General features: G+C 72.7%; 22 protein-coding genes. 10 read left to right on the top strand and 12 right to left on the bottom strand.

All coding sequences use genetic code 11. The features are described from left to right. Nucleotides 1-24: 24 nt before the first annotated feature. Nucleotides 25-642 carry a hypothetical protein gene (locus BJZ21_RS07230; RefSeq protein ID WP_179663126.1) on the top strand — a complete coding sequence of 206 codons (618 nt, stop codon included), beginning with the start codon at nucleotides 25-27 and terminating at the stop codon, nucleotides 640-642. Nucleotides 643-645: 3 nt separating this feature from the next. Here the strand turns inward: BJZ21_RS07230 and BJZ21_RS07225 are convergent, their stop codons facing one another. Further along, nucleotides 646-993 carry a histidine triad nucleotide-binding protein gene (locus BJZ21_RS07225; protein ID WP_179663125.1) on the bottom strand — a complete coding sequence of 116 codons (348 nt, stop codon included), beginning with the start codon at nucleotides 991-993 and terminating at the stop codon, nucleotides 646-648. A 158-nt stretch (nucleotides 994-1,151) separates the two neighbouring features. On the opposite strand from BJZ21_RS07225, the gene BJZ21_RS07220 reads away from it, so the two are divergent. After that, nucleotides 1,152-1,709 (top strand): SigE family RNA polymerase sigma factor, encoded by a 558-nt coding sequence (locus BJZ21_RS07220; RefSeq protein ID WP_179663124.1) that lies wholly within the window; start codon nucleotides 1,152-1,154, stop codon nucleotides 1,707-1,709. After that, nucleotides 1,706-2,827 (top strand): Gmad2 immunoglobulin-like domain-containing protein, encoded by a 1,122-nt coding sequence (locus tag BJZ21_RS07215; RefSeq protein WP_179663123.1) that lies wholly within the window; start codon nucleotides 1,706-1,708, stop codon nucleotides 2,825-2,827. Before BJZ21_RS07220 ends, BJZ21_RS07215 begins: the two co-directional genes overlap by 4 nt. A gap of 52 nt (nucleotides 2,828-2,879) precedes the next feature. Here the strand turns inward: BJZ21_RS07215 and BJZ21_RS07210 are convergent, their stop codons facing one another. From BJZ21_RS07210 to hrcA, 3 genes are read right to left on the bottom strand one after another with little or no spacing between them, the layout of a single operon-like run. Continuing rightward, complete coding sequence (locus tag BJZ21_RS07210) at nucleotides 2,880-3,620, bottom strand: 16S rRNA (uracil(1498)-N(3))-methyltransferase (protein WP_179663122.1); 741 nt, start codon at nucleotides 3,618-3,620, stop codon at nucleotides 2,880-2,882. A gap of 14 nt (nucleotides 3,621-3,634) precedes the next feature. After that, nucleotides 3,635-4,810, bottom strand: coding sequence for a molecular chaperone DnaJ (gene dnaJ / locus BJZ21_RS07205; RefSeq protein ID WP_179663121.1), 1,176 nt, complete (start codon nucleotides 4,808-4,810; stop codon nucleotides 3,635-3,637). Nucleotides 4,811-4,867: 57 nt separating this feature from the next. Further along, nucleotides 4,868-5,881 (bottom strand): heat-inducible transcriptional repressor HrcA, encoded by a 1,014-nt coding sequence (hrcA, locus tag BJZ21_RS07200; protein WP_179663120.1) that lies wholly within the window; start codon nucleotides 5,879-5,881, stop codon nucleotides 4,868-4,870. Between the two features lie 71 nt (nucleotides 5,882-5,952). Between hrcA and BJZ21_RS07195 the strand changes: the two genes are divergently transcribed. From BJZ21_RS07195 to BJZ21_RS07180, 4 genes are all read left to right on the top strand, one after another. Next, the gene (locus tag BJZ21_RS07195) at nucleotides 5,953-6,834 is read left to right on the top strand and encodes an MBL fold metallo-hydrolase (protein ID WP_179663119.1); all 882 of its coding nucleotides are present in this window, start codon (nucleotides 5,953-5,955) and stop codon (nucleotides 6,832-6,834) included. 73 nt (nucleotides 6,835-6,907) lie between these two features. Then, nucleotides 6,908-7,126 carry a hypothetical protein gene (locus BJZ21_RS07190; RefSeq protein WP_179663118.1) on the top strand — a complete coding sequence of 73 codons (219 nt, stop codon included), beginning with the start codon at nucleotides 6,908-6,910 and terminating at the stop codon, nucleotides 7,124-7,126. Nucleotides 7,127-7,191: 65 nt separating this feature from the next. Continuing rightward, nucleotides 7,192-8,040 carry a DUF3097 family protein gene (locus BJZ21_RS07185; protein WP_179663117.1) on the top strand — a complete coding sequence of 283 codons (849 nt, stop codon included), beginning with the start codon at nucleotides 7,192-7,194 and terminating at the stop codon, nucleotides 8,038-8,040. Nucleotides 8,041-8,124: 84 nt separating this feature from the next. Beyond that, nucleotides 8,125-8,646 (top strand): DUF4870 domain-containing protein, encoded by a 522-nt coding sequence (locus BJZ21_RS07180; protein ID WP_179663116.1) that lies wholly within the window; start codon nucleotides 8,125-8,127, stop codon nucleotides 8,644-8,646. 16 nt (nucleotides 8,647-8,662) lie between these two features. Here the strand turns inward: BJZ21_RS07180 and hemW are convergent, their stop codons facing one another. From hemW to BJZ21_RS07165, 3 genes are all read right to left on the bottom strand, one after another. Further along, nucleotides 8,663-9,898 carry a radical SAM family heme chaperone HemW gene (gene hemW / locus BJZ21_RS07175; protein ID WP_179663115.1) on the bottom strand — a complete coding sequence of 412 codons (1,236 nt, stop codon included), beginning with the start codon at nucleotides 9,896-9,898 and terminating at the stop codon, nucleotides 8,663-8,665. A gap of 26 nt (nucleotides 9,899-9,924) precedes the next feature. Then, on the bottom strand, nucleotides 9,925-11,745 hold the full coding sequence (locus tag BJZ21_RS07170) for an AMP-dependent synthetase/ligase (protein WP_179663114.1): 1,821 nt from the start codon (nucleotides 11,743-11,745) through the stop codon (nucleotides 9,925-9,927). A gap of 77 nt (nucleotides 11,746-11,822) precedes the next feature. Continuing rightward, nucleotides 11,823-12,488, bottom strand: a complete 666-nt coding sequence (locus tag BJZ21_RS07165; RefSeq protein WP_179663113.1) for an MOSC domain-containing protein — start codon at nucleotides 12,486-12,488, stop codon at nucleotides 11,823-11,825. A 63-nt stretch (nucleotides 12,489-12,551) separates the two neighbouring features. Between BJZ21_RS07165 and BJZ21_RS07160 the strand changes: the two genes are divergently transcribed. Both BJZ21_RS07160 and BJZ21_RS07155 read left to right on the top strand, forming a co-directional pair. After that, nucleotides 12,552-12,995 carry a CBS domain-containing protein gene (locus tag BJZ21_RS07160; RefSeq protein WP_179663112.1) on the top strand — a complete coding sequence of 148 codons (444 nt, stop codon included), beginning with the start codon at nucleotides 12,552-12,554 and terminating at the stop codon, nucleotides 12,993-12,995. Nucleotides 12,996-12,999: 4 nt separating this feature from the next. After that, nucleotides 13,000-14,286, top strand: coding sequence for a sodium:proton antiporter (locus BJZ21_RS07155; RefSeq protein ID WP_179663111.1), 1,287 nt, complete (start codon nucleotides 13,000-13,002; stop codon nucleotides 14,284-14,286). Nucleotides 14,287-14,325: 39 nt separating this feature from the next. Here BJZ21_RS07155 and BJZ21_RS07150 read toward each other — a convergent pair whose 3' ends face one another. The 5 genes from BJZ21_RS07150 to BJZ21_RS07130 all read right to left on the bottom strand — a co-directional run bounded on the left by BJZ21_RS07150 (nucleotide 14,326) and on the right by BJZ21_RS07130 (nucleotide 22,686). After that, entirely contained in the window at nucleotides 14,326-15,246 is a 921-nt protein-coding gene (locus tag BJZ21_RS07150; RefSeq protein ID WP_343052008.1) for an aminoglycoside phosphotransferase family protein, read from the bottom strand. Nucleotides 15,247-15,254: 8 nt separating this feature from the next. Further along, the gene (gene lepA, locus BJZ21_RS07145) at nucleotides 15,255-17,141 is read right to left on the bottom strand and encodes a translation elongation factor 4 (RefSeq protein ID WP_179663110.1); all 1,887 of its coding nucleotides are present in this window, start codon (nucleotides 17,139-17,141) and stop codon (nucleotides 15,255-15,257) included. A gap of 47 nt (nucleotides 17,142-17,188) precedes the next feature. Further along, a complete protein-coding gene (locus BJZ21_RS07140; RefSeq protein WP_179663109.1) occupies nucleotides 17,189-19,222 on the bottom strand; it encodes an acyltransferase family protein in 2,034 nt (677 codons plus the stop codon). A gap of 89 nt (nucleotides 19,223-19,311) precedes the next feature. Continuing rightward, nucleotides 19,312-21,036 carry a thiamine pyrophosphate-dependent enzyme gene (locus BJZ21_RS07135; protein ID WP_179663108.1) on the bottom strand — a complete coding sequence of 575 codons (1,725 nt, stop codon included), beginning with the start codon at nucleotides 21,034-21,036 and terminating at the stop codon, nucleotides 19,312-19,314. Between the two features lie 69 nt (nucleotides 21,037-21,105). Further along, a complete protein-coding gene (locus BJZ21_RS07130; RefSeq protein ID WP_179663107.1) occupies nucleotides 21,106-22,686 on the bottom strand; it encodes a glutamate synthase-related protein in 1,581 nt (526 codons plus the stop codon). Nucleotides 22,687-22,743: 57 nt separating this feature from the next. On the opposite strand from BJZ21_RS07130, the gene BJZ21_RS07125 reads away from it, so the two are divergent. Then, on the top strand, nucleotides 22,744-23,703 hold the full coding sequence (locus BJZ21_RS07125; protein WP_343052007.1) for a hypothetical protein: 960 nt from the start codon (nucleotides 22,744-22,746) through the stop codon (nucleotides 23,701-23,703). The last annotated feature ends 71 nt before the right edge of the window (nucleotides 23,704-23,774 follow it).

Raw genomic sequence — 23,774 nt, 5'->3', positions numbered from 1 at the left:
GGCAGCCGTCCCCGGGAGGTCCGCGTGACCAGGTTGCTCGCGCTGCTGGTCGGCAGCCTGCTGGCCATGTCATTGGTGGGGCCATTCGCCGGGCCGTTCGTTGGGCAACCGGGGGCGCAGGCCGCGCCGGCCCGGGTCTCCCGCGTGGTGCTGGTCGACGGCACCGGTGACGTCTGGCGGATCGGCCCGGGCGAGGACACCTGGCACTTCTTCGGCACGAAGCCCGAGGTCGACCTCACCGGCGCCACGGCCGCCCACCGGGCGCACGAGGTCCGGGTCACGATGCGGTTCGTGGACCTGCGCCGGGTACGCCCCCAGGAGTTCCAGGTCCGCGTCCGCACTCCCGAGACGTTCCGGCGGGCGATCGTCTCCACGGCGCCGGACGGCTGGGCGGGCACGGACCGGTTGCTGGACCGGCACGAGCGGGTGCGCGCCTGCCCGGGGCTGCACCACCGCGTGGACTACCCGGCCGACCGGGTCGTGGTCGGCATCCCGCGCGGGTGCCTGGGCACGCCCGACCGGGTCCGGGTCGCGCTCAGCGCCTACTACTGGCGCCCGATGAGCACGCTGGCGGACAACCCGCACGACGACGGGCCGCCGGGGCCGGCGTACACCCGGTGGCTCGCGGCCCCGTCGGGCTGAGGATCAGCCCGGCGGCCAGGTCATCGATCGGCCGGCCAGCAGGTGCAGGTGGGCGTGGAACACCGTCTGCCCGACGCCCTCCCCGGTGTTGAAGACCAGCCGGTAGTCGTCGTGACCCTCGGTCGTGGCGACCTCGGCGGCCACCCGGACCAGCTCGGCGGCCGACTCGGGGTCGGCGTGCGCCAGCTCCGCGGCGTTGGCGTAGTGCGCGCGCGGCACCACGAGCACGTGGGTGGGGGCCTGGGCGTTGATGTCGCGGAACGCGACCGCTCGGTCGGTGGTGTGCACGACCTCGGCGGGCAGGTCGCCCGCGACGATCCTGCAGAACAGGCAGTCGGGTGCGGCAGCCATGGGTCTCCTCTCGTCGGGGCCATGCTGGCACGGGGCCGGAAGCGGACCGGAGGAAACTCGTGCCGTCCGCGTGTAAACCACCGGAGGCTGGTGCGCGTGGGACTAGCGTGACCAGTTATGCGACGGCGGCACGCGTGTCCCCCGGGCGGCGGGCCGCGATGAGCCCGTCGCCGGGCTCCCGCGCCCTAGACGCGGTCGCCGCGCGCTGGACCGCCGACGAGGCGCTCGAGCAGCTCTACGCCGCGCACTGGCGCCGGCTGGTCCGCCTCTCGGTGCTGCTGGTGCACGACCTGCCCACCGCCGAGGAGGTCGTGCAGGACGCGTTCGTCGCGGTCCACGGGCACTGGTCGCGGCTGCGTGACCCCGACCGGGCCCTGGCCTACCTGCGCCAGGCGGTGGTGAACGGCTCCCGCTCGGCGCTGCGGCACCGGGTCGTGGTCGCGAAGCACGCCGTACGCCGGACCGCGCCGGCCACCGTGCCCGGGGCCGACGAGGCCGCCGTGGCCGGCACCCGGCGCGCGGCGGTGCTCGAGGCGCTGCGCGACCTGCCGCAGCGGCAGCGCGAGGTGGTCACCCTGCGCTACTACCTCGACCTGTCCGAGGCCGAGATCTCCACCGCCCTGGGGATCAGCCGCGGGGCCGTCAAGAGCCACGCCTCGCGTGGCCTGGCGTCCCTGCGCGCCGTGCTCCACGACCACTGGGAGGAACGGCCGTGAGCGACCGACCCCGCACCGAGCCCGCCGACGACGAGCCACCGGGCGACCGGGTCCGGCTGTCCGACCTGCTGGACGACGCCGTCTCCGACGTCGAGCCGCGCGACGCGCTCGACTCCATCCGCAACCGAACGAAGGTGACCCCCATGCCCGCACGTCGTCCCTGGAGCTACGCCGTCGGTGGTGCCGTCGTCGCCGTGGCCGCGGTGGTGGTCGCGATCGCCGTCGCCGGCGACCAGCTCGGCCTGACCGGCGGCGACCAGCAGCCCGCCCCCGCGGCCGCCACCCACCACCGCCACCGCACCGCCCCGGCCACCACGGACCCGACGCCGGCCGCCGAGGAGACCACCGCGGAGTCCGCCTCCCCCGCGGCCTCACCCGCGGCGACGGCGGCCGTCGCGACCTACCTCGCCGGGGACACGCCCTCGGGGCCGCGACTCTTCCGGGAGTTCACGTCGGTCCGCGCCGACGGTGACCTGCCCACCGAGGCCGTGAACGCCGCCCTGGCCCGGACCTCGGGCCCGCACGACCCGGACTACTCCTCGTTGTGGCCCGACAACGCCTCCACCCAGCAGGTGAGCCTCGACGGTGACGCGATCACGGTCGACCTGGTGGGCGAGAACGCGATCATGGACCGGCCCGACGCGATGACCGACGCCGAGGCCCGGCTGGCCCTGCAGCAGGTCGTCTACACCGCGCAGGCCGCCCTGCAGACGCGCGCCCCCGTGCGGTTCCTCGTCAACGAGCAGCCGGCCGACCGGGTGCTGGGCGTGGACACCGGCCAGCCGGTCGCCGGGGGCGACCCGCTCGAGGTGCTGTCGCTGATCAGCATCAGCGATCCGGCCGAGGGGGCCACCGTGCACGGGACCCTCACCGCCACCGGGGTGGCCAGCTCGTTCGAGGCCAACGTGCCGTGGCAGATCCGGCAGGGCGACCAGGTCGTGAAGAAGGGGTTCACCACCGCCGAGGGCTGGATGGACAAGCTCTACCCGTGGAAGGCCGAGATCGACGTCAGCGACCTCGCTCCCGGCGAGTACACCTTCGTCGCGATGACCGACGACCCGTCGGCCGGCGAGGGCAACGGGCCCTACGTCGACACCCGGACGATCACGGTGCGGTAGCCCCCGGCCCGGCCGGGCGCAGCGAGCCGCCCCGGCGCCGGTGGAGGTCCGCTCAGCGCCAGCGGGGGGTGCGCGCGAGCAGCACAGCGCAGGCGGCGACGCCGGCGGTGGAGGTGCGCAGCACCTCCGCGCCGAGCCGCACCGAGCGGGCGCCGGCGGCGAGGAACGAGGCCACCTCCTCGTCGGTGAGCCCGCCCTCGGGACCCACGACGACCACGATCCGGCCGTGCGGCGGGACCTCCACCGCGGCGAGCGGCTCGCTGGCGTCCTCGTGCAGCACCACCGCGAGGTCGGCCGCGCCAGCCAGGGCCGACACGTCGGCGGTCGTCGCCAGCGGCGAGACCTCCGGGAACCAGGAGCGGCGGGACTGCTTGGCGGCCTCGCGGGCGGTGCCGGCCCACTTCGCCTGCGACTTCACGGCGCGCTCGCCCTTCCACACCGCCACCGACCGGGCGGCCGCCCACGGCACGATCCGGGCGACCCCCACCTCGGTCAGCACCTCGACGGCCAGCTCGCCCCGGTCGCCCTTGGGCAGCGCCTGCACCACCACCAGCTCGGGCTCCGGCGCGGGGACGTCGGCGACCTCGGCGACCTCGACCGTGAAGACCCGCTTGCCGGTGGTGGTGACCGCGCCGGTCACCGACCGGCCGGCGCCGTCGGTCAGCACCACCCGCTCGCCCACGCGCAGCCGGCGTACGGCGACCGCGTGGTGGGCCTCGTCGCCGGCGACCTCCACCACCGACCCGGTGGCGGCGCCGTCCAGGGACGGCACGGCGTGGACCGGCAGCGACATCCGCGCGCCGCCCGTCAGTGCTCGTTGAACGCGTCGCGCAGGCGACCGAAGAACGACTTGCTCGCGGCCTGCACCTGCCCCGTCGGCTGCTCCTCGCCACGGATCGCGGCCAGCTCGCGCAGCAGCTCCTCCTGGCGCTCGTCGAGGCGGCTGGGCGTCTCGACCACGACCGAGACGACCAGGTCCCCGCGGCCGCCGCGCAGGCCGGGCACCCCGCGCCCGCGCAGCACCTGCTCGGTGCCGGACTGGGTGCCGGGCCGGATCTCGAGCTCGAAGCTGGTCTCGACCCCGGAGTCCGCGCCCTGCTCGACGTCGGCCTCGAGCGTCGGCAGCGTCAGGGTGGTGCCGAGCGCCGCCGCGGTCATCGGCACCGTCACCGTGCAGTGCAGGTCGCTGCCGTGGCGCGTGAAGGTCTCGTGCCGGGCCACCTGGATCTCGACGTAGAGGTCGCCGGCCGGCCCGCCACCGGGACCGACCTCGCCCTGCTCGGCGAGCTGGACCCGGGTGCCGTTGTCGACACCGGCCGGGATCTTGACCGTGATGGTCCGCCGCGAGCGGACCCGGCCGTCGCCGGAGCACTCCCGGCACGGCTCGGGGATGATCGTGCCGTAGCCGCGACAGGCGGCGCAGGGGCGCAGCGTGCGGATCTCGCCGAGGAACGAGCGCTGCACGTGGGCCACCTCGCCGGCGCCATGGCAGGTCTCGCAGGGCGCGGGGTGGGTGCCGGCCGCCGTGCCCTCGCCGTGGCAGGTGCCGCACAGCGTCGCGGTGTCGACGGCGATCTCGCGGGTGACGCCGAAGGCCGCCTCGGCCAGGTCGATGTCGAGCCGGATCAGCGCGTCCTGGCCGCGCCTGGTGCGCGGCCGAGGGCCCCGGCCGGCCGCGGCTCCGCCGGCGGCGCCGCCGAAGAACGCGTCCATGATGTCGGTGAACGAGAAGCCCGCGCCCTGCCCGAAGCCGGCCCCGCCCATGCCGCCGAACGGGTCGCCGCCGCGGTCGTAGGCCGCGCGCTTCTGGGGGTCGGAGAGCACCTCGTAGGCGTGGGAGACCTCCTTGAACCGCTCCTGGGTCTCCGGGTCCGGGTTGACGTCGGGGTGCAGCTGCCGGGCGAGTCGCCGGTAGGCCTTCTTGATGGCGTCGGCGTCCGCGTCGCGGTCGACACCGAGCAGGTCGTACAGGTCCTGACTCAAGTCGGTTCCTTCGGGTGGTGGGTGGGGAGGTTGGTCGGGGGCCGGGGCCCGCGGGGGTCAGCCCTCGTCGAGGAAGCGCGAGACGTAGCGCGCCACCGCGCGCACCGCCCCCATCGTGCCCGGGTAGTCCATGCGGGTGGGACCGACGATCCCGAGCGTGGCCAGCGCCTCGTCGCGCGGTCCGTAGCCGGTGGCGACGACGCTGGTGGAGGCCAGCTCCTGATACGGGCCCTCGTGGCCGATGCGGACGGTGACGGTCCCGCCGACGGTGGCCTCGCCGAGCAGCTTGAGCAGCACGACGTGCTCCTCGAGGGCCTCGAGCAGCGGGCGTACGGCGGAGTCGAAGCTGTCGCCGTACCTGGCCAGGTTGGCGGCCCCGCCGACCGCCACCCGCTCGTCGGAGCGGTGGTCGGACATCGCCTCGACCAGCGCCTCGACCACGGCCGCGGTGGCGGCCCCGTCGACCGGCGGCACCGCCCGGCGCAGCGCGGCGGCCGCCTCGGCGATCACCTCGCCGGTCGCGGCCCGGTTGACCAGGCTGCGCAGGTCGGCGAGGTCGTCGTCGGTCAACGGCGCCTCGAGCTCGACCAGTCGCTGCTCGACCCGGCCGGTGCTGAGGATCAGCACGACGAGCAGGCGGCTCGGGGTGAGCGCGACGAGCTCGACATGGCGGACCGTGGACCGCGAGAGGGTCGGGTACTGCACGATGGCGACCTGACGGGTCAGCTGCGAGAGCAGCCGCACCGAACGGCTCACCACGTCGTCGAGGTCGACCGCGCCGTCGAGGAAGCTCGCGATCGCCCGCCGCTCGGCCGGGGTCATCGGCTTCACCGTGCTCAGCCGGTCGACGAAGAGGCGGTAGCCCTTGTCGGTGGGCACCCGGCCGGCGCTGGTGTGCGGCTGGGTGATGAACCCCTCCTCCTCCAGCGCCGCCATGTCGTTGCGCACCGTCGCCGGCGAGACGCCGAGACGGTGCCGCTCGACCAGGGCCCGGGAGCCGACCGGCTCCTCGGTGGCGACGTAGTCCTCGACGATCGCGCGGAGCACGGCGAGCCTGCGCTCCTCCTGCATCCCGCCTCCTCTCACGTTCTCACGGTTGGCACTCGTCAATCCCGAGTGCCAAGACTACTAGGGTGGGCGGCATGACCGCACACACCCACAGCCACACCGGCGAGGGCTTCCGCGAGGTGGCGGACCGGGTGTGGGTCGCCCGCTACGCCTGGTTCGACGTCAACGTCACCCTGGTCGGCGGCGCGCTCGGGCTGCTCGTGGTCGACACCCACGGGTCCGGCGCCGCGGCCCGTGAGGTCCTCCACGACGTGCGCCGGCTGGGCGCGGGCGAGGTCGTCGGCGTCGTCAACACCCACTGGCACTTCGACCACACCTTCGGCAACGCGACCTTCCGCGAGGCGTACGGCGAGGTCCCGGTGCACGCCCACGAGAACGCCCGCGACGAGCTCGAGCGGTGGGGCGAGCGGCTCAAGCAGCGGGTCCGCGACCACGAGGGTGAGGACCCGCACCGCGACGAGGTGCTCGCCACCGAGATCGTGCTGCCCGACCAGACCTTCTCCAGCGCCCGGGTCGTCGACCTGGGCGACCGTGCGGTCGAGCTCGTGCACCCCGGCCGCGGGCACACCAGCGGCGACCTGGTGCTCCGGGTCCCGGACGCCGACGTGCTGCTCGCGGGCGACCTGGTGGAGGAGTCGGCACCCCCGTCGATGAACGACGACGCGTGGCCCATGGACTGGCCGCTCACGCTCGACGTCGTGCTGGGGCTGACCACGCCCGCCACCGTGGTGGTCCCCGGGCACGGGCTGCCCGTCGACCGCGACTTCGTGGAGACGCAGCGGGGCGAGCTCGGGATCGTCGCGGAGACGATCCGCGACCTGGCCGGCCGCGGCATACCCGTCGAGGAGGCGGTGCAGGCGGCCGACTGGCCCTGGGAGCGGGAGCGGCTGGAGACCGCCGTACGACGGGGCTACGAGCAGCTGCCCCGCAGCCAGAAGCGGTTGCCGCTCGTCTGATCCCGGACGGGTGCGGCTCCCGGCACGCGTGGCGGTGTTGACTCCCGGGCCCGGACGGCTAGCGTCGCCTCGCATGACGGACTCCAGCAACCACCCCGACACCGAACCCTCCCAGGGCGACTCCGCGGGCGCCTCCCAGGGCGTCACCGACGACCAGCTCCCCGACGACGTGCGACCCGGCGAGGACAACCCGCTGGCGGAGGGCCTCGAGGACGACGTCGACACCGACGAGCTCGACGTGCTCGGCGGCAAGGGCGCCGAGCAGTGGGACGAGGAGCAGCTGGAGGACTGACCGGCCGGTGCCCGGCCCGGCGCGTCCTGCCGGTGCCGGGCCGGCCGCCCGCCTAGCGTTGTCCGGTGACTTCTCGCGACCGCTACGGCTCCGACGTCCTCGCCACCGACTGGCGCGCGCCCAAGCGCGGCCGCGCCGTCGAGACCCCGGCCGAGATCGGGGCCGTGGTGGAGGAGGTGACCACGGACTGGGTCGGCGAGATCGTCGAAGTGGACCGCGACCTGCACACGGTGACGCTCGAGGACCGGCGCAACAAGCGGCGCACCTTCCCGCTCGGTGCCGGCTTCCTGCTCGAGGGGAAGCCGGTGATCCTGACCGCCCCGGTGCGCGCGGCCGCGCCCGCGAGGCCGACGCGCACCGCGTCCGGGTCGGTCGCCGTCCACGGCGCCAAGGCACGGGTCGCCCGGGCCAGCCGGATCTTCGTCGAGGGCCGGCACGACGCGGAGCTGGTCGAGAGGGTGTGGGGTGACGACCTGCGCATCGAGGGCGTGGTCGTGGAGTATCTCGGCGGGGTCGACGACCTCGCCGACCACCTGCGCGACTTCAAGCCGGGCCCGCAGCGCCGGGTGGGCGTGCTGGTCGACCACCTGGTCCGGGGCTCCAAGGAGAGCCGGATCGCCCAGAACATCGCGAAGTCCCCGATCGGCAAGGACGTGCTGATCGTGGGGCACCCGTTCATCGACATCTGGCAGGCGGTCAAGCCCCAGCGGCTCGGCTTCGCGCGGTGGCCCGACGTGCCCCGCAACATCGACTGGAAGACCGGCACCTGCCAGCAGCTCGGCTGGCCGCACCGCAACCAGGCCGACATCGCCCGGGCGTGGAAGCACATCCTCGGCGGGGTCCGCTCCTACGCCGACCTGGACCCGGCGCTGCTCGGCCGGGTCGAGGAGCTGATCGACTTCGTCACCGCCTGAGCCCGGGGCGGGCGGTTCCCGGTTACCGTGGATCGGACGGGTCCTGACCCGCACACCGGCATCCGCCGAGATTGGGGGCACGTGATGAGCGATCCGAACCGTCCAGGACACCCTGAGGACCAGCCGCCGCAGGGGCAACCGGGCCTGGGGCCGACGCCTCCCCCGCCGCCCGGCCAGTACGGGCAGTACGGGCAGTACGGGCAGTACGGCCAGTACGGCCAGCCCGCCCAACCGCCGTACGGCCAGCCGCCGTACGGCGGCCCCGGCCCGCTGTCCCAGGACGAGATCACCTGGGGCTCGGCCGCCCACTGGAGCGCCCTGGTCGCCGCGTTCGTGGCGCTGGCGTTCCTCGGGCCGCTGATCGTAATGCTCACCAAGGGCACGCAGTCGGCCTACGTGCGCCGGCAGGCGGTGGAGTCGCTGAACTTCCAGCTGTCGATCCTGATCTACGGGATCGTGTCGCTGGCGCTGTGCCTGGTGCTGATCGGCTTCCTGCTGCTGCCGATCGTCGGCGTGGTCTGGCTGGTCTTCACCATCCTCGCCGCGGTGCGCGCCGGGCAGGGCGAGGAGTACCACTACCCGCTGACCATCCGGATGGTCAGCTGACGGTCGCCGCCAGGCGTCAGCCGAGCAGGTCGCGCACGACCGCGTCGGCGAGCAGCCGCCCGGTACGGGTGAGCACCAGCCGGCCGGCGCCGGCCGGCGGCACCAGCAGCCCACGCCGCACGAGGTCCGGGACGGCCGCCCGGCCGGCGGCGTCGAGCGCGTCGAGCGGCAGCCCGTCGCGCAGCCGCACCTCGAGCAGCACCCGCTCGACCCGCCGGGTCTCCTCGTCGAGCACCTCGCGGGCGTGGGCGGGGCTGCGGTCGGCGGCCAGCCGGTCGGCGTACGCCGCGGGGTGCTTGACGTTCCACCAGCGCACGCCGCCCACGTGCGAGTGCGCGCCGGGGCCGACCCCCCACCAGTCGGCACCGGTCCAGTAGAGCATGTTGTGCCGACAGCGGCTCGAGGCGTCGCGCGCCCAGTTCGACACCTCGTACCAGCCCAGGCCGGCGGCCTCGAGCCGCTCGTCGGCGGCGAGGTACTTGTCGGCGAGGTCGTCGTCGTCGGGCATCGGCACCTCGCCGCGGCGGACCTGCCGCGCCAGCGCGGTGCCCTCCTCCACGATCAGGGCGTACGCCGAGACGTGGTCGGGCGCGCACGCCAGGGCCGCGTCCACCGAGGCCTCCCAGTCGGCGAGCGACTCCCCCGGGGTGCCGTAGATGAGGTCCAGGCTGACCTGGTCGAAGCCCGCCGCCCGCGCCCACTGCACGACCGACGGCACGCGGCGCGGGTCGTGGGTGCGGTCGAGGGTGCGCAGCACGTGGGCGACGGCGGACTGCATGCCGAACGAGATCCGGCTGATCCCGCCCTCGCGCAGGGCCTCGAGGTCGGCCGCGGTGACGCTGTCGGGGTTGGACTCGGTGGTCACCTCCGCACCCGGGGCCAGGCCGAACTCCGCGTCGATCGCCGCGACCACGGCGGCCAGGTCCGCCGACGGCAGCAGGGTCGGGGTGCCCCCGCCGAAGAACACCGTGGAGACCGGCAGCTCGCGTGCGCCGAGCACCGCCCGGGCCCGGCGCACCTCCGCGATCGCGGCCTCGGCGTACGAGGCTCGCGACGCGCCCGGCGCCGCGCCGGCACCACCCAGCTCCTCGAGCGTGTAGGTGTTGAAGTCGCAGTAGCCGCACCGCACCGTGCAGAACGGCACGTGCACGTAGAACCCGAACGGGCGCTCGCCGCACTCCGCGAGCGCCTCCGGCGGCAGCGCCCCGTCGTCGGGCACCGGCTCACCGGCGGGCAGGGTGGAGGGGGGCACGCCCCCATCCTCCCAAGCCCGCCGGCTCAGGCGTACATCGCGTCGATCTGCTCCTGGTAGTTGGCCCCGACGACGTTGCGCTTGACCTTCATCGACGGGGTGAGCTCACCGGACTCCACGGTCAGGTCGTGGTCGAGCAGGTCCCACTTCTTGATGGTCTCCCAGCGGTTCAGCCGGGAGTTCAGCTCGTCGACGTAGCCCTGGACCAGGCTGCGCACCTTCGCGGACCGGACCAGGTCGGTGTAGGACTTCCCGGCCACGCCGTTCTCCTCGGCCCAGCCCTCGAGCGCCTCCGGGTCGAGGGTGACCAGCGCCACGCAGTAGTTGCGCTCGCTGCCGAACACCATGAACTGGCTGGCGTAGGGGCAGACCGCCTTGAACTTCGACTCGATCGCAGAGGGCGCGATGTACTTGCCGCCGGAGGTCTTGAACAGGTCCTTGATCCTGCCGGTGATCGTGAGGAAGCCGTCGGCGTCCAGGCTGCCCTTGTCCCCCGTGCGCAGCCAGCCGTCCTGGGTGAGCGTCTTCGCGGTCTCCTCGGGCAGGTTGTGGTAGCCCTCCATCACCCCGGGACCCTTGATCTGGATCTCGTCGCCGTCGCCCAGCCGGACCTCGCTGCCCGGCAGCACCGGACCCACCGTGCCGATCCGGTAGTCGCGGGGATGGTTCACGAACGACCCCGCGGAGCTCTCGGTCAGCCCGTAGCCCTCCAGGATCAAGATCCCCGCGGCGTTGAACCAGTGCGCGATGTCCTGGTTGAGCGCGGCGGCACCGGAGATGAAGAACCGGACCCGGCCGCCGAAGCGCTCGCGGATCTTGCTGAAGACCAGGCGGTCGAACAGCGCGTGCTGCAGCCGCAGGTGCGGCGGGACCATCCGGCCCTCGGCGCGCCGCCGCTCGACCTCGAGGCCCACGGCGAAGGCCCGGTCGAAGATCTTCTCCTTGGGGCCGCCCTCGCTCTGCTGCATGGTCACGATCCGCGCGTGCGCCTTCTCGAAGATGCGGGGCGCGGCGCCCATGAAGGTCGGCTTCACCACGCCGAGGTTCTCCACGATCTTGTCGACGCGGCCGTCGATGGCGGTCGCGAACCCGCAGGCGAGCTGGGTGGAGAGCAGCACCTTGCCGAACGAGTGCGCCATCGGCAGCCACAGGAACTGCAGGTCGTCCTCATGGAGGATGTCCTGCACCTGGATCGAGGCGCCCTCGTAGACCCAGGAGCGGTGCTGCAGCCGCACGCCCTTGGGCCGACCGGTGGTGCCGGAGGTGTAGATCAGCGTGGCCAGCTGGTCGGGGGCGATCGCCTTCGCGGTCTGGGCGATCACGTCCGGGTGCTCGGCGAGGTACTGCTCGCCCATCTCGGTCAGCTTGGCGAGGTTGATCACCCAGCTGTCGTCGGTGGTGCCGTCGAAGGTGACCACGCGCAGCAGGTGCGGCAGCTCGGCCTTGTGCTCCTTGAGCTTGGCGACCTGCTCGTCGTCCTCGGCGAAGACCACCCGGCACTCGGAGTCGCTGAGGATGTACGCCGTGTCGGCGGCGTTCGTGCTCGGGTAGACCGTCGTGGTCGCTCCCCCGGCACACATGACCGCGAGATCGGCCAGGATCCACTCGTACCGGGTCGCCGACAGGATGCCGACCCGCTGCTCCGGCTCGATCCCGAGGGCGAGCAGCCCGGCGGCGAACACGGAGACCCGCTCCCCCGCCTCGCGCCAGGTCATCGACGCCCAGCCGGCGCCCTCGGGGTAGCGGTAGGCCTCGGCGTCCGGGCTGGCGGCCACCCGGTCGAGGAACTGGACGGCCACGTTGGGGGCCAGTCGGTCGAGGAAGCTGGTGTCGTAGTTGATCGGCATGACACTCCTGCGTGGCGGCGGTCAGGACGGGACGGCCCGGCAGCGGGCGTCCGTGCCAGTAAACCTAGAACAACACGTTACGCCCCGGTAGCCGAACCGGTGGTGCCCGCGACGTAGGCCTCCGCCCTGGCCCGCGACTTCGCCGCCAGGCCGTCCACCCGGAGCAGCTCCGGCAGCAGGGATCGGTCCGTGGTCAACGCCCGGAACATCGTGCGCACGGTGACGCCGTGACCGGGACGGTGCACGACGGTCACCTTGTCGCCGGCGCGCAGCTCGCCCTCGACCACCACCCGCAGGTAGGCCCCCGGCGCCTGCTCCTCGGTGAACCGCCGCACCCAGGCGCGATCGTCGTAGCCGCAGCGGCCCATCCAGGTCTTGAAGTCGTTGCAGGGGATCCGCACCGCGGCGACCTCGAGCACCGCGTCCCCGACCAGCCACCGCTCGCCGAGCTCGGCGGCGTTGACGTCGAGCCCGAGGGTGGTCAGGTTCTCGCCGAACTGCCCGTCCGGGACCTCCAGGCCGAGCGCGTCGGCCCAGCCGTCGAGGTCCTCGCGGGCGAAGGCGTAGACCGCCTGGTCGGCGCCTCCGTGGTGGCGGGTGTCGGAGACCCGGTCCCCGTCCAGGCCGAGCCGCCGGGCGAGCACCGGGCCGGTGACCGGGCGCTTGTCGATCGAGGTCCGGCCGATGCCGGCCCAGGCCGCCTCCCGGGGCCGGCCGACGTTGACGGAGAGGACGCTGGGCATGACCGGATTGTCACCGTGGACGCGCCCCACGGCCAACTCCCGCCACACCCTAGGGTGTGCAGGATGAGAGCGCAGGACCTCGCCGAGGACTACCCCTCGATCGACGTGACCGCCCCCGCGCTGGAGGCCGCGCGGATGATCGGGACCGACCGCCGGCCGGCCGTGGTGGTGGTCGACCAGGGCCGGCCGTTCACGGTGCTGCCGGGATCGCAGGTGCTGAACTTCCTGATCCCGGGCTATCTCCAGGAGGACCCCTCCCTGGTGCGGGCGATGGACGAGAGGTCCGCCGACACCTCCCTCGCCCGGCTGGCCGGGAAGAGCGTCGGTGACCTGCTGCCCCGGGACCGGCGCACCGAGCTGCCGAAGGTCGCACCCGAGGCGACCGTGCTGGAGTGCGCGGCCGTGATGGCCCAGCTGCACAGCCCGCTGCTCGTGGTCGTGGACCGGCTCGGGGTCCTGCAGGGCGTGATCACCGCCTCCCGGCTGCTCGAGACGCTGGTCGGCTGAGCCGGTGACGCTGACCCACGTGGCCGCCCTGGCCGTCTTCGTCGGGGCCTACGTCCTGATCGCCACCGAACGGGTGCACCGGGTGGCCGCCGCCCTCGGGGGCGCGTCGCTGATGCTGCTGCTGGGCCTGACCGACGGCCAGGCCGCGTTCTACTCCAGGGACACCGGCATCGACTGGAACGTCGTCTTCCTGCTGTTCGGGATGATGGTCATCGTCGGCGTCGTCAAGCAGACCGGGTTGTTCGAGGCACTGGCCATCCACGCCGCCAAGCGGGCCCGGGGCCGGCCGTTCGCGATCCTGGTGATGCTGCTGGTCATCACCGCGACCGCCTCCGCGCTGCTCGACAACGTCACCACGGTGCTGCTGATCGCCCCGGTCACCTTCCTGCTCTGCGAGCGGCTCGCGCTGCCGGTCACGCCGTACCTCATCGCTGAGGTGATGGCGGCGAACATCGGCGGCACCGCCACCCTGATCGGCGACCCGCCCAACATCATCATCGCCAGTCGGGCCGGGCTGACCTTCAACGACTTCCTCGAGCACCTGCTGCCGCTCGTGCTGGTGCTGATGGTCGTGCTCATCGCGCTGTGCCGGTGGCTGTTCCGCGGCGCCTTCCGCTACCACCCCGAGCTGGTGGCCGAGGTGATGGCGCTCTCCGAGCGCGAGGCGATCCGGGACCGTCGCCTGCTCGTGCAGAGCCTGGTCGTGCTGGCGCTGGTGCTGGTCGGCTTCGTGCTGCACCCGGTGCTGCACTACGAGCCCTCGGTCGTCGCCCTCCTCGGCGCCGGGCTGCTGGTGCTCGTCTCGAGCGTCACCGTCGAGGAGGCCATCGCCGACGTGGAGTGGGAGACCCTGGTCTTCTTCATGGGCCTCTTCGTGATGGTGGGGGCGCTGGTGGAGACCGGCGTCATCGACGAACTGGCCGGCCTGCTCGTCGACGCCACCGGCGGGCAGCTCGTGGCCACCGTGCTCGTGCTGCTGCTGGCCTCGATGGTGCTCTCGGGGGTCGTCGACAACATCCCCTACGTCGCCACGATGGCGCCGGTGGTCGCGGCCCTGCAGCAGCACGGCGGCGGCACCGACCACGTGCTGTGGTGGGCGCTGGCGGCGGGGGCCGACCTCGGCGGCAACGCGACCGCGGTGGGCGCCAGCGCCAACGTGGTGGTGCTCGGGATGGCCAAGCGGTACGGCACGCCGATCAGCTTCTGGGAGTTCACCCGCTACGGCCTGATCGTCGTCGCCGCCTGCGCGGTGGTGTCGGTGCCGTGGTTCTGGGTGCGCTACCTGGCCTGACCGCCCCGCCTGGCCGCCCTGGCCGCCCTGGCCGCCCTGTCAGTCCTGGACGGCCTTGACGATCGCCACGCACTGGGTGAGGCGGTGCCGCTCCGACGGGGTCAGCCGACGCTGCTGCGCCCGCGCGTCGTCCACCGTCCACGACGCGTCGACCACCATCCGCACGATCGTCCAGTCGCGGGCCCGGCTCTCGTCGAGCCCCGCGGCGTCGACGACGGTGTGGAACCGGCGTCTGAGACCGCCCCGGAGGTCCCCGGCCAGCTCGTCCCACCGGTTCCACAGCAGCGGCGGCACCTCGTAGTGCGCGTCGCCGTTCATCGGCTTGGGGTCGATGGCCAGCCACGGCTCGCGGTCGGCGGCGAGGACGTTCTCGTAGTGCAGGTCGCCGTGCACGACCACGGCGGTGCTGGCGTCGTCGGTCACCAACGACCGACCGAGGTGCAGGGCCTGCTCGACCATCCGCGGCGGCACCGGCATCTCGCCCCGCAGCTCCTCGAGCCGGGCCAGCCACCGGTCGACGTACGACGTCAGCGTGCGCAGCTGCGGCAGCGCGGGCAGGTGCAGCCGGCCGTAGAGCCCGGCGACCACCTCGCAGGCCTCGAGGTCCCACAGCCCGGTGAGGTCCTCGGTGTGCAGCCGCTCCAGCAGCAGCGCACGCCGGCGCGGGTCGGCGCGGAGCAGCCGGACCATGCCGTCGCCGGCCACGCGCTGGAGCACCAGGGCCTCATGCTCGCTCTCGTCGTCGCCGTCGAAGGTGAGCTTCAGGACGGCCGGCTCGGCCTCGGCGGTGCGGACGGGCAGCACCAGCGAGCAGAAGCCGTGCATCGGCTCGCCGTCGCGGGTGAGCGCCCACTCCTCGAGGAGCTCCCGAGCCAGTCCCGGCAGCCGGTCCAGCCAGCGCGACCAGTCGGCGCCGAGCGCACGGTTGCGGTCCAGCTCGGCGGGGACGTGCACACTCACGGCGCCGGCTACTTCTTGCCGGACTTCTCCGTGGGCTGGGTGGTGGAGAGCGCGGCGACGAACGCCTCCTGGGGGACCTCGACGCGGCCGACCATCTTCATCCGCTTCTTGCCCTCCTTCTGCTTCTCCAGCAGCTTGCGCTTGCGGGTGATGTCACCGCCGTAGCACTTGGCGAGCACGTCCTTGCGGATCGCGCGGATGTTCTCGCGGGCGATCACCCGCGCGCCGATCGCGGCCTGGATCGGCACCTCGAACTGCTGCCGCGGGATCAGGTCCTTGAGCTTGCCGGCCATCATCACGCCGTAGGAGTACGCCGTGTCGCGGTGCACGATCGCGGAGAACGCGTCGACCGGCTCGCCCTGCAGCAGGATGTCGACCTTGACCAGGTCGGCGGCCTGGTCGCCGGAGCGCTCGTAGTCCAGGGACGCGTAGCCCTTGGTGCGCGACTTCAGCTGGTCGAAGAAGTCGAAGACGATCTCGCCCATCGGCAGCGTGTAGCGCATCTCCACGCGGTCCTCGGAGAGGTAGTCCATGCCGAGCAGCGTGCCGCGCTTGGTCTGGCACAGCTCCATGATCGTGCCGATGAAGTCCGACGGGCTGAGGATCGTCGCCCGGACCACCGGCTCGCGGACCTCGTCGATCTTGCCCTCGGGGAACTCGCTGGGGTTGGTCACCTCGTGCTCGGTGCCGTCCTCCATGGTCACGTTGTAGACGACGTTCGGCGCGGTCGAGATCAGCTCGAGGCCGAACTCGCGCTCGAGCCGGTCGCGGGTGATCTCCATGTGCAGCAGCCCCAGGAAGCCGCAGCGGAAGCCGAAGCCGAGCGCCCCGGAGGTCTCCGGCTCGTAGGCGAGCGCGGCGTCGTTGAGCTGCAGCTTGTCGAGCGCCTCACGCAGGTCGGTGTACTGGTCGCCGTCGATCGGGTAGAGCCCGGCGAAGACCATCGGGTTGGGGTGCTTGTAGGCGCCCAGCGGCTCGGTCGCCCCGTTGCTCTGGGTGGTGATGGTGTCACCCACCCGGGACTGGCGCACGTCCTTCACGCCGGTGATCAGGTAGCCGACCTCGCCGACCCCGATCTCCCCCACCTTCACCTGCTCGGGGCTGATCACGCCGATCTCGAGCAGCTCGTGGGTGGCGCCGGTGGACATCATCTTGATCCGGTCGCGGTGGTTGAGCCGGCCGTCCACGACCCGCACGTAGGTGATGACGCCGCGGTAGGTGTCGTAGACGGAGTCGAAGATCAGCGCGCGGGCCGGCGCGTCGTCCACGCCGACCGGCGGCGGCGTCCGCCTGACGATCTCGTTGAGCACCGCCTCCACGCCCTCGCCGGTCTTGGCGCTCACGCGCAGCACGTCGGCCGGGTCGCACCCGACCAGGCCGGCCAGCTCCGCGGCGTACTTCTCGGGGTTGGCGCTGGGCAGGTCGATCTTGTTCAGCACCGGGATGATGTCCAGGTCGGCGCCCATGGCCAGGTAGAGGTTCGCCAGGGTCTGCGCCTCGATGCCCTGCGCCGCGTCGACCAGCAGGATCGCCGCCTCGCAGGCCTCGAGCGACCGGGACACCTCGTAGGTGAAGTCGACGTGGCCAGGCGTGTCGATCATGTTCAGCACGTAGGTGCCCGGCCCGGACTCGATGCCGTGCAGCACGGCCGCGTCCTCGGTCACGGTCCACGGCATGCGGACCGCCTGGCTCTTGATCGTGATGCCGCGCTCGCGCTCGATGTCCATCCGGTCGAGGTACTGCGCCCGGGCGGCGCGCGCGTCGACCACGCCGGTCAGCTGCAGCATCCGGTCGGCCAACGTCGACTTGCCGTGGTCGATGTGGGCGATGATGCAGAAGTTGCGGATGACCGCCGGGTCGGTTTGGCCGGGACGGAGCGCGCGTGGGTCAGACATGTCCCACCCATTCTCACCCGGGCGGGGCTGCCCTGACCAATTGCCTCTCAGCTGCCGTCGAGGGCACCGGTCGCCTGCAGCGCCTTCCAGACCTGCTCGCGTTGCGACATGGCGTAGTCGACCGTGTAGTGGTGGTCGTCGCGGAAGACCACCTTGCCGTCCCGCACCGGCAGGCAGACCGGCGCCGTGGGGCAGAAGATCGGGTTGAGGTCCAGCGTGTGCACCCGGGGGTCCTGGGCGGCCAGGGTGGTCGCGAAGCCGTCGGTGGCCGAGGGCTTCGGCTGGGCCGTGACCAGGCACTGGCTCACCTTCTTGGCACCGGCCAGGCAGTCGGTGGCGTTGAAGGTCTCGGGCATGATCAGCCGCTGCACGATCACCGCGGGCGCGACCTTGACGACCTTCTCCACGGTCTCCCGGGTGCTGCGCCACACGGCCTGCTCCAGCGGCAGCTGCTTGCCGTCGCGGCGGCCCACGAGGTCGCCCCACTCCGCCGGGTCGTCGCGGGGACGGCCCAGCAGCACCACCACGTCGGGGTCCAGCTTCGGCAGCACCTTGTCGTACCAGCCGACCCGGGCCTTCGTGCAGTCCGCGGCCGACCCGTCGGACTGCTTGGCGTTGGTCAGCTGCTCCTGCCAGGGACAGCCGGCGAGCACGTCGAGATCCAGGGAGAAGTCGTGCTCGCGGGCGAGCTTCTCGAAGACCGGCACGAGCGTCTCGGCCTGGCTGTCGCCGACGAGCAGCACCGTCGGGCCCGAGCCCTGCACGGCCCGGCACGCCGAGATGTCGGAGGCGTCGCAGAACCTCTGGTCGCCGTACTGCTTGCTCAGCGCCCCGTAGTCGGCCTTCGGCACCGGTCGCTGCAGCTTCTGGCCGAGGTCGGCGTCGGCCACCAGCGAGGCACTTGCCCCGCCGCCGGCGGAGAGCGCCGGCTTGCGGTCCTGCTCCAGGATCGCCGGGACCACGAACGCCGCGACCAGCGCGCTCAGCGCCACGCCGGTGACCGCCGTGCGCCACCGGAACGGCTCCAGCCGCGACCAGCGGCGGACCGGCATCTCGAGCAGCTCGAAGGACAGCGCGGCCAGACCCGTGGAGAGGCCGAAGGCCAGCACGGCGAGCACGACCGGCCTGGTGTCCAGGACCGTGCGCAGCGCGACGATCACCGGCCAGTGCCACAGGTAGGTGCCGTAGGAGATCCGGCCGAGGTAGACCATCGGCTTGACCGAGAGCATCCGCGAGAGCCGGCCGCCCTCGGCGTGCGCGAGGCCGCCGAGCAGCAGCAGCGAGGCGACGACCGCGCCGACCCCCCGCCACGAGGGGTTCAGGTCCAGGACGCCGGTGCCGACCAGCAGGATCCCGAGCATGCCGAGGCCGGCGGCGGCCCCGGCCACGCCCCGGCGGGCGCCCGGCGTCCGGCCCGAGAGCCAGATCGTCAGCAGCGCACCGGCGAGCAGCTGGTAGAGGCGCGTGTCGGTGCCGTAGTAGGCGCGGTCGGTGCTGCCCGGAGCGAGGACGAGTTGGAGGGTCAGCGAGGCCGCGAACAGCACGCCGACCACGCCCAGGAGCGTCGGCCGCCGACGGTGGCGCGGGACGACCTTGAACAGCAGGAGCAGCAGCAGCGGGAAGAACGCGTAGAACTGCTCCTCGATCGACAGCGACCAGAAGTGCAGGAACGGGCTCTTGTCGATGCCGGTGGCGAAGTAGTCGCCCGCGGCCTGGAGGAAGTGCCAGTTGGCGTAGTAGAGCAGCGCGCTGATCGCGTCACCCACGACGGGTGCGCGCAGCACCACCGACCACAGCAGCGTGAACGCCAGGCAGGTGGCCACCACGACCACCACGGCCGCGGGCAGCAGGCGGCGGACCCGTCGGGCGTAGAAGCGGCCCACCTGCAGGTTCCCGGTCTCGAGCAGCTCACCCAGCAGCACGCTGGAGACCAGGAAGCCCGACAGGCAGAAGAACAGGTCGACCCCGATGAAGCCGCCGGCGAACCAGCCGAGGCCGGCGTGGAAGAGCAGCACCAGGTACACCGCCACGGTGCGGAGGCCGTCGAGGTCTGGTCGGTAGCCGCGAATCACGTCGGCCACCGTAGGGCAGACGGTCGGGTCCGGCCCCAATCCGCGGCGGCGCCCGTGTGCTTGCTCACGTGACCCACTGTGCTCCTCGTCCGGGCGCGTCACTCGGCGCTGGCGACGAACTCCTTGCTCTTGGCGATCGCGAAGCCCCAGCCCTGCTCCAGCGTCGGCTTGGGCGGTACGGCGATCTCGTCGGGGTTGGTCAGCACGTCGAGCAGCACCGGGCCCGGGTGGGCCAGCGTCTCGCGGACCGCGTCCTCGACGTCGTGCGGGTCCTCGACCCGGAGGCCGCGCATGCCGACCGCCTCGGCGACCTTGGCGAAGTCCGGGTTGTGCAGGACCGTCCCGAACTCCGGCAGCCCGACCTGCTCCATCTCGAGCTTCACCATGCCGAGTCGCCCATTGTCGAAGACCACGAGCTTCACCGGCAGCTCGTGGGAGACGGCCGTGATCAGGTCCCCCATGAGCATCGAGAGGCCACCGTCGCCGCAGAAGGCCACCACCTGGCGGTCCCGGTCGAGCCCGGCCGCGCCCAACGCCTGCGGCATCGCGTTGGCCATCGAGCCGAGGTTGTAGGAGCCGATCAGGCGCCGGGTCCCGGTCATCCGCAGGAACCGCGAGAGCCAGACCGTGGACATCCCGGTGTCGGAGGTGAACACCGCGTCGGCGTCGGCGTGCCGGTCGATCATCGCCGCGAGCAGCTCCGGGCGGACCCGGCCCTCGGGGTTGTCGACCTTGCGGCGCAGCAGCCCGACCGGCTTGCGCTCGTAGTCCGGGTCGGCGAAGTGCAGCTGGCCCTCGCGCCAGTCGAGGTACGACGACCGCGTCTTCTCCAGCAGCCCCCGGTCCTCCTTCGGCTCCAGCAGGGGCAGCAGCGCCTCCAACCCGAGCCGGGCGTCGCCCACCAGCGGGTGGTCGACGGTGATCCGGCGACCCACGTGGGTGCCGCGCACGTCGAGCTGGACCACGGTCTTGCCCTCGGGCAGGAACTCCTTGTAGGGGAAGTCGGTGCCCACCAGGAACAGCGCGTCGCAGTCGTCGAAGGCGACCTTGGTGGCGTGGTTGCCGATCAGCCCGGACTGCCCGATCTCGAACGGGTTGTCCTCCTCCAGGCCCTCCTTGGCCTTCAGACTCAGCACCATCGGGGCCGCGAGCCGGTCGGCCAGCTCGAGCACCTCGGCCCGGGCGTGCCGGGCGCCCATGCCGACGAGCAGGGTCACCCGGCCGGCGGCGTTCAGGGCCGCCGCGGCCCGGCGTACCGCCTCGGCGTCGGGGGCGGCCGGCGGCCGCTCCGCGACGAAGCGGGGCACCGGGGTGTGCCGGGGCAGGTCCAGCCCCCCGACGTCGCCGGGCAGGGTGAGGACCGCGACCCCGCGCTCCTGGAGCGCGGCGTTGCCGGCCTGCTCGATGAGCAGGGGCAGCTGGTCGATGCTGGTCACGGTCCGGTTGAAGACCGCCACGTCGGCGAACAGCGCGTCGTTGTCGACCTCCTGGAAGAAGTCGCTGCCCATCTCCTCGCGGGGCACCTGGCCGCAGATGGCCAGCACCGGCGCGTGGGACTTCTTGGCGTCGTAGAGGCCGTTGAGCAGGTGGATCGCGCCCGGCCCGACCGTGCCCATGCACACCGCGAGGTCGTCGGTGAGCTGGGCCTGGGCGCTGGCGGCGAAGGCCCCGGCCTCCTCGTGCCGGACCCCGACCCACTCGATCCGGTCCTCGCGCCGGATCGCGTCGGTCACCGGGTTCAACGCGTCACCCACCACCCCCCACACCTGGGTCACGCCGTGCTCGGCGAGGGCCTCGATCAGCAGCTCTGCGACAGTCGTCATGTCGCCCTCCTACCCATGCTCGTCCGCCTTCACCCCTGACCGGCCGCCCGACCGGCCGCCCGCCGGGTGCTACGGCTGGAACCGGTCGGGGTCGGCGCGGTCCCAGTCGCGCTCCCAGCTCCGGGGCGGGTCGCGCAGCAGCTGGCCCGGGGCGAGGTGCTCGAACATCTCGGCGTACGACGTGACCGTGCCGTGGTCGATGCGCCGGCGCAGCATGTGCGGACGCAGCTCGTCGAAGGAGTGCAGGCCCATCGAGGCCACCACCTGCAGGGCCTGCTGGACGGTGGCCTGCTGGTAGCGCACCACCCGCTCGGTCTTGTCCGGCACGTCCAGCGCCCGCATCCGCTTGGGGTCCTGGGTGGCGACCCCGACCGGGCAGGTGTTGGTGTGGCAGGTCTGCGCCTGGATGCAGCCGACGGCCATCATCATCGCGCGAGCGGCGTTGGTGTAGTCCGCGCCCTGGATGACCCGCTTGACCAGGTCGATCCCGGTGGCGACCTTGCCGGAGGCGCCGACCTTGACCCGGTCGCGCACGCCCGCGCCCACCAGCGCGTTGTGCACGGTCATCAGGCCCTCGGTCAGGGGCATGCCGACGTGGTCCTCGTACTCCAGCGGCGCGGCGCCGGTGCCGCCCTCGGCGCCGTCGACGATCACGAAGTCGGGGGTGATGTCCTCCTCCACCATCGCCTTGCAGATCGCGAGGATGTCGGTGCGCGAGCCGAGGCAGAGCTTGAACCCGGCCGGCTTGCCGCCGGCGAGCTCACGGAAGTGGCCGATGAACTGCACCAGCTCGCGCGGCGTGGAGAAGACCTGGTGGTACGGCGGGGAGATGACCGTCTGCCCCTGGGGCACGTCGCGGGTGCTCGCGATCTCGGCGGTGACCTTGGCCCCGGGGAGCACGCCGCCGATGCCGGGCTTGGCGCCCTGGCTGAGCTTGAGGCTGACCATCTTGACCTGGTCGTCGGCGGCCTTCTCGGCGAACTCCCGCTCGTCGAAGCCGCCGTCCTTGGTGCGGGCTCCGAAGTAGCCGGAGCCGATCTCCCAGACCAAATCGCCGCCGTTGCGGTGGTAGGGGCTGATCGCGCCCTCGCCCGTGTCGTGGGCGAAGCCGCCCTTGGCCGCGCCGCGGTTCAGCGCCTCGATCGCGTTGGCCGACAGCGAGCCGAAGCTCATCGCGGAGACGTTGAGCAGCGCCATGTCGTAGGGCTTGGTGCAGTCCGGGCCGCCGATGCGCACCCGGGGCGGCTCCTCCATCTTCTCCACCGGCGCGGTGGAGTGCACGAGGTACTCGTAGCCGAGGGCGTAGAGGTCCCGCTCGGTGCCGAACGGCTGCTCCTCCTTGATCCCCTTGGCCCGCTGGTAGATCGACGAGCGGGTGTCGCGGTCGTAGGGACGGCCGTCGAAGTTGCGCTCGATGAAGTACTGCTGGAGCTCGGGACGGATCCCCTCCAGCAGGTAGCGCATGTGCCCGAGGACCGGATAGTTGCGCAGGATCGCGTGCTTCTTCTGCAGCAGGTCGTAGACGCCGACCAGCAGCAGCAGCACGAGGACGGCGAGCAGGGCCCACCAGCCGGGGCCGCCGACGGCCGCCGCCAGCGTGGCCAGCGCACCGAGGACGACGAGGACACCGATGATGAAGAATCGCAGCACGACGCATTGATACCCCCGCGCGGGGCTACGGCAAACGGTTCGCAGCAGACCGGTCCGGTGCGTGAGGATGACCCGGTGCTGCCCACGACGATCCCCCACGGCCAGACCGCCCGGCGCCTGGAGTGGGCCCACCTCCCCCCGCACCTGCGCACGCTGGTCGAGCGGCACACCGGCTCGCCCGTGGTCTCGGCGACCTCCCGGACCACGGGGTTCACGCCCGGCCTGGCCTCGGTGCTCGCCTGCGACGACGGCAGCATGCACTTCGTGAAGGCGGCCTCGCGTCGGGCCCAGCGCGCCTTCGCCGAGGCCTACCTCGAGGAGTCCCGCAAGCTCGTGGCGCTCCCCGCCGAGGCGCCCGCCCCCCGGCTGCTCTGGCAGCACGTCGACGAGGACTGGGTGGTCCTCGGCATCGAGCACGTCGAGGCCGGCCATCCCGGACGGCCCTGGCGGCAGGCCGATCTGGACCGGTCCCTGGACATGCTCGAGCTGAGCGCCTCGGTGCTCGACGCGCCCCCGGAAGGGTTGCAGCTGGACGACTTCGCGGCCGAGTTCGCCGAGTGGCCGTCGTACTGGGAGCACCTGCGGACCAGCCGCCCGGACCTGGCGCACCTCGAGGAGGCCGCCGCCCTCGCCGCCGGCTTCGCCGAGGTGACGGCCGGGTCCGCGGTCGTGCACACCGACGTCCGCGACGACAACATCCTGCTCTGCGCCGACGGGCGCACGCTGCTGTGCGACTGGAACTGGCCGGTCGCCGGCGCCCCCTGGATCGACAGCCTGCTGCTGCTGATCGGTCCCCGCGGTGACGGCCTGGACGTCGAGCGGGTGCTGAGCGAGCGCACGCTGCTGCGCGACGTGCCGGCCGAGCACGTCGACGTGCTGCTGGCGCTGGTCGCGGGCTACTTCCTGCGGTCGGCCGAGCTGCCGGTCCCCACGACCTCGCCGTACATCCGGGCCGCGCAGCGGTGGCAGAGTGAGGTGGTCTGGCAGTGGCTGTCCGAACGACGGGGCTGGTCGTGACCGGCGGCCCCGCGCCGGCCCGGATGCTGGCCGCAGCCGCCCGCAGACTCGATTTGGGCGTCTGACGAGCC

The sequence above is a fragment of the Nocardioides panaciterrulae genome (genome assembly GCF_013409645.1).
GTDB classification, from domain to species: domain Bacteria; phylum Actinomycetota; class Actinomycetes; order Propionibacteriales; family Nocardioidaceae; genus Nocardioides; species Nocardioides panaciterrulae.
The sequence above is the reverse complement of the archived record's forward strand: the minus strand, read 5'-3'. Positions and strand labels throughout refer to the sequence as shown.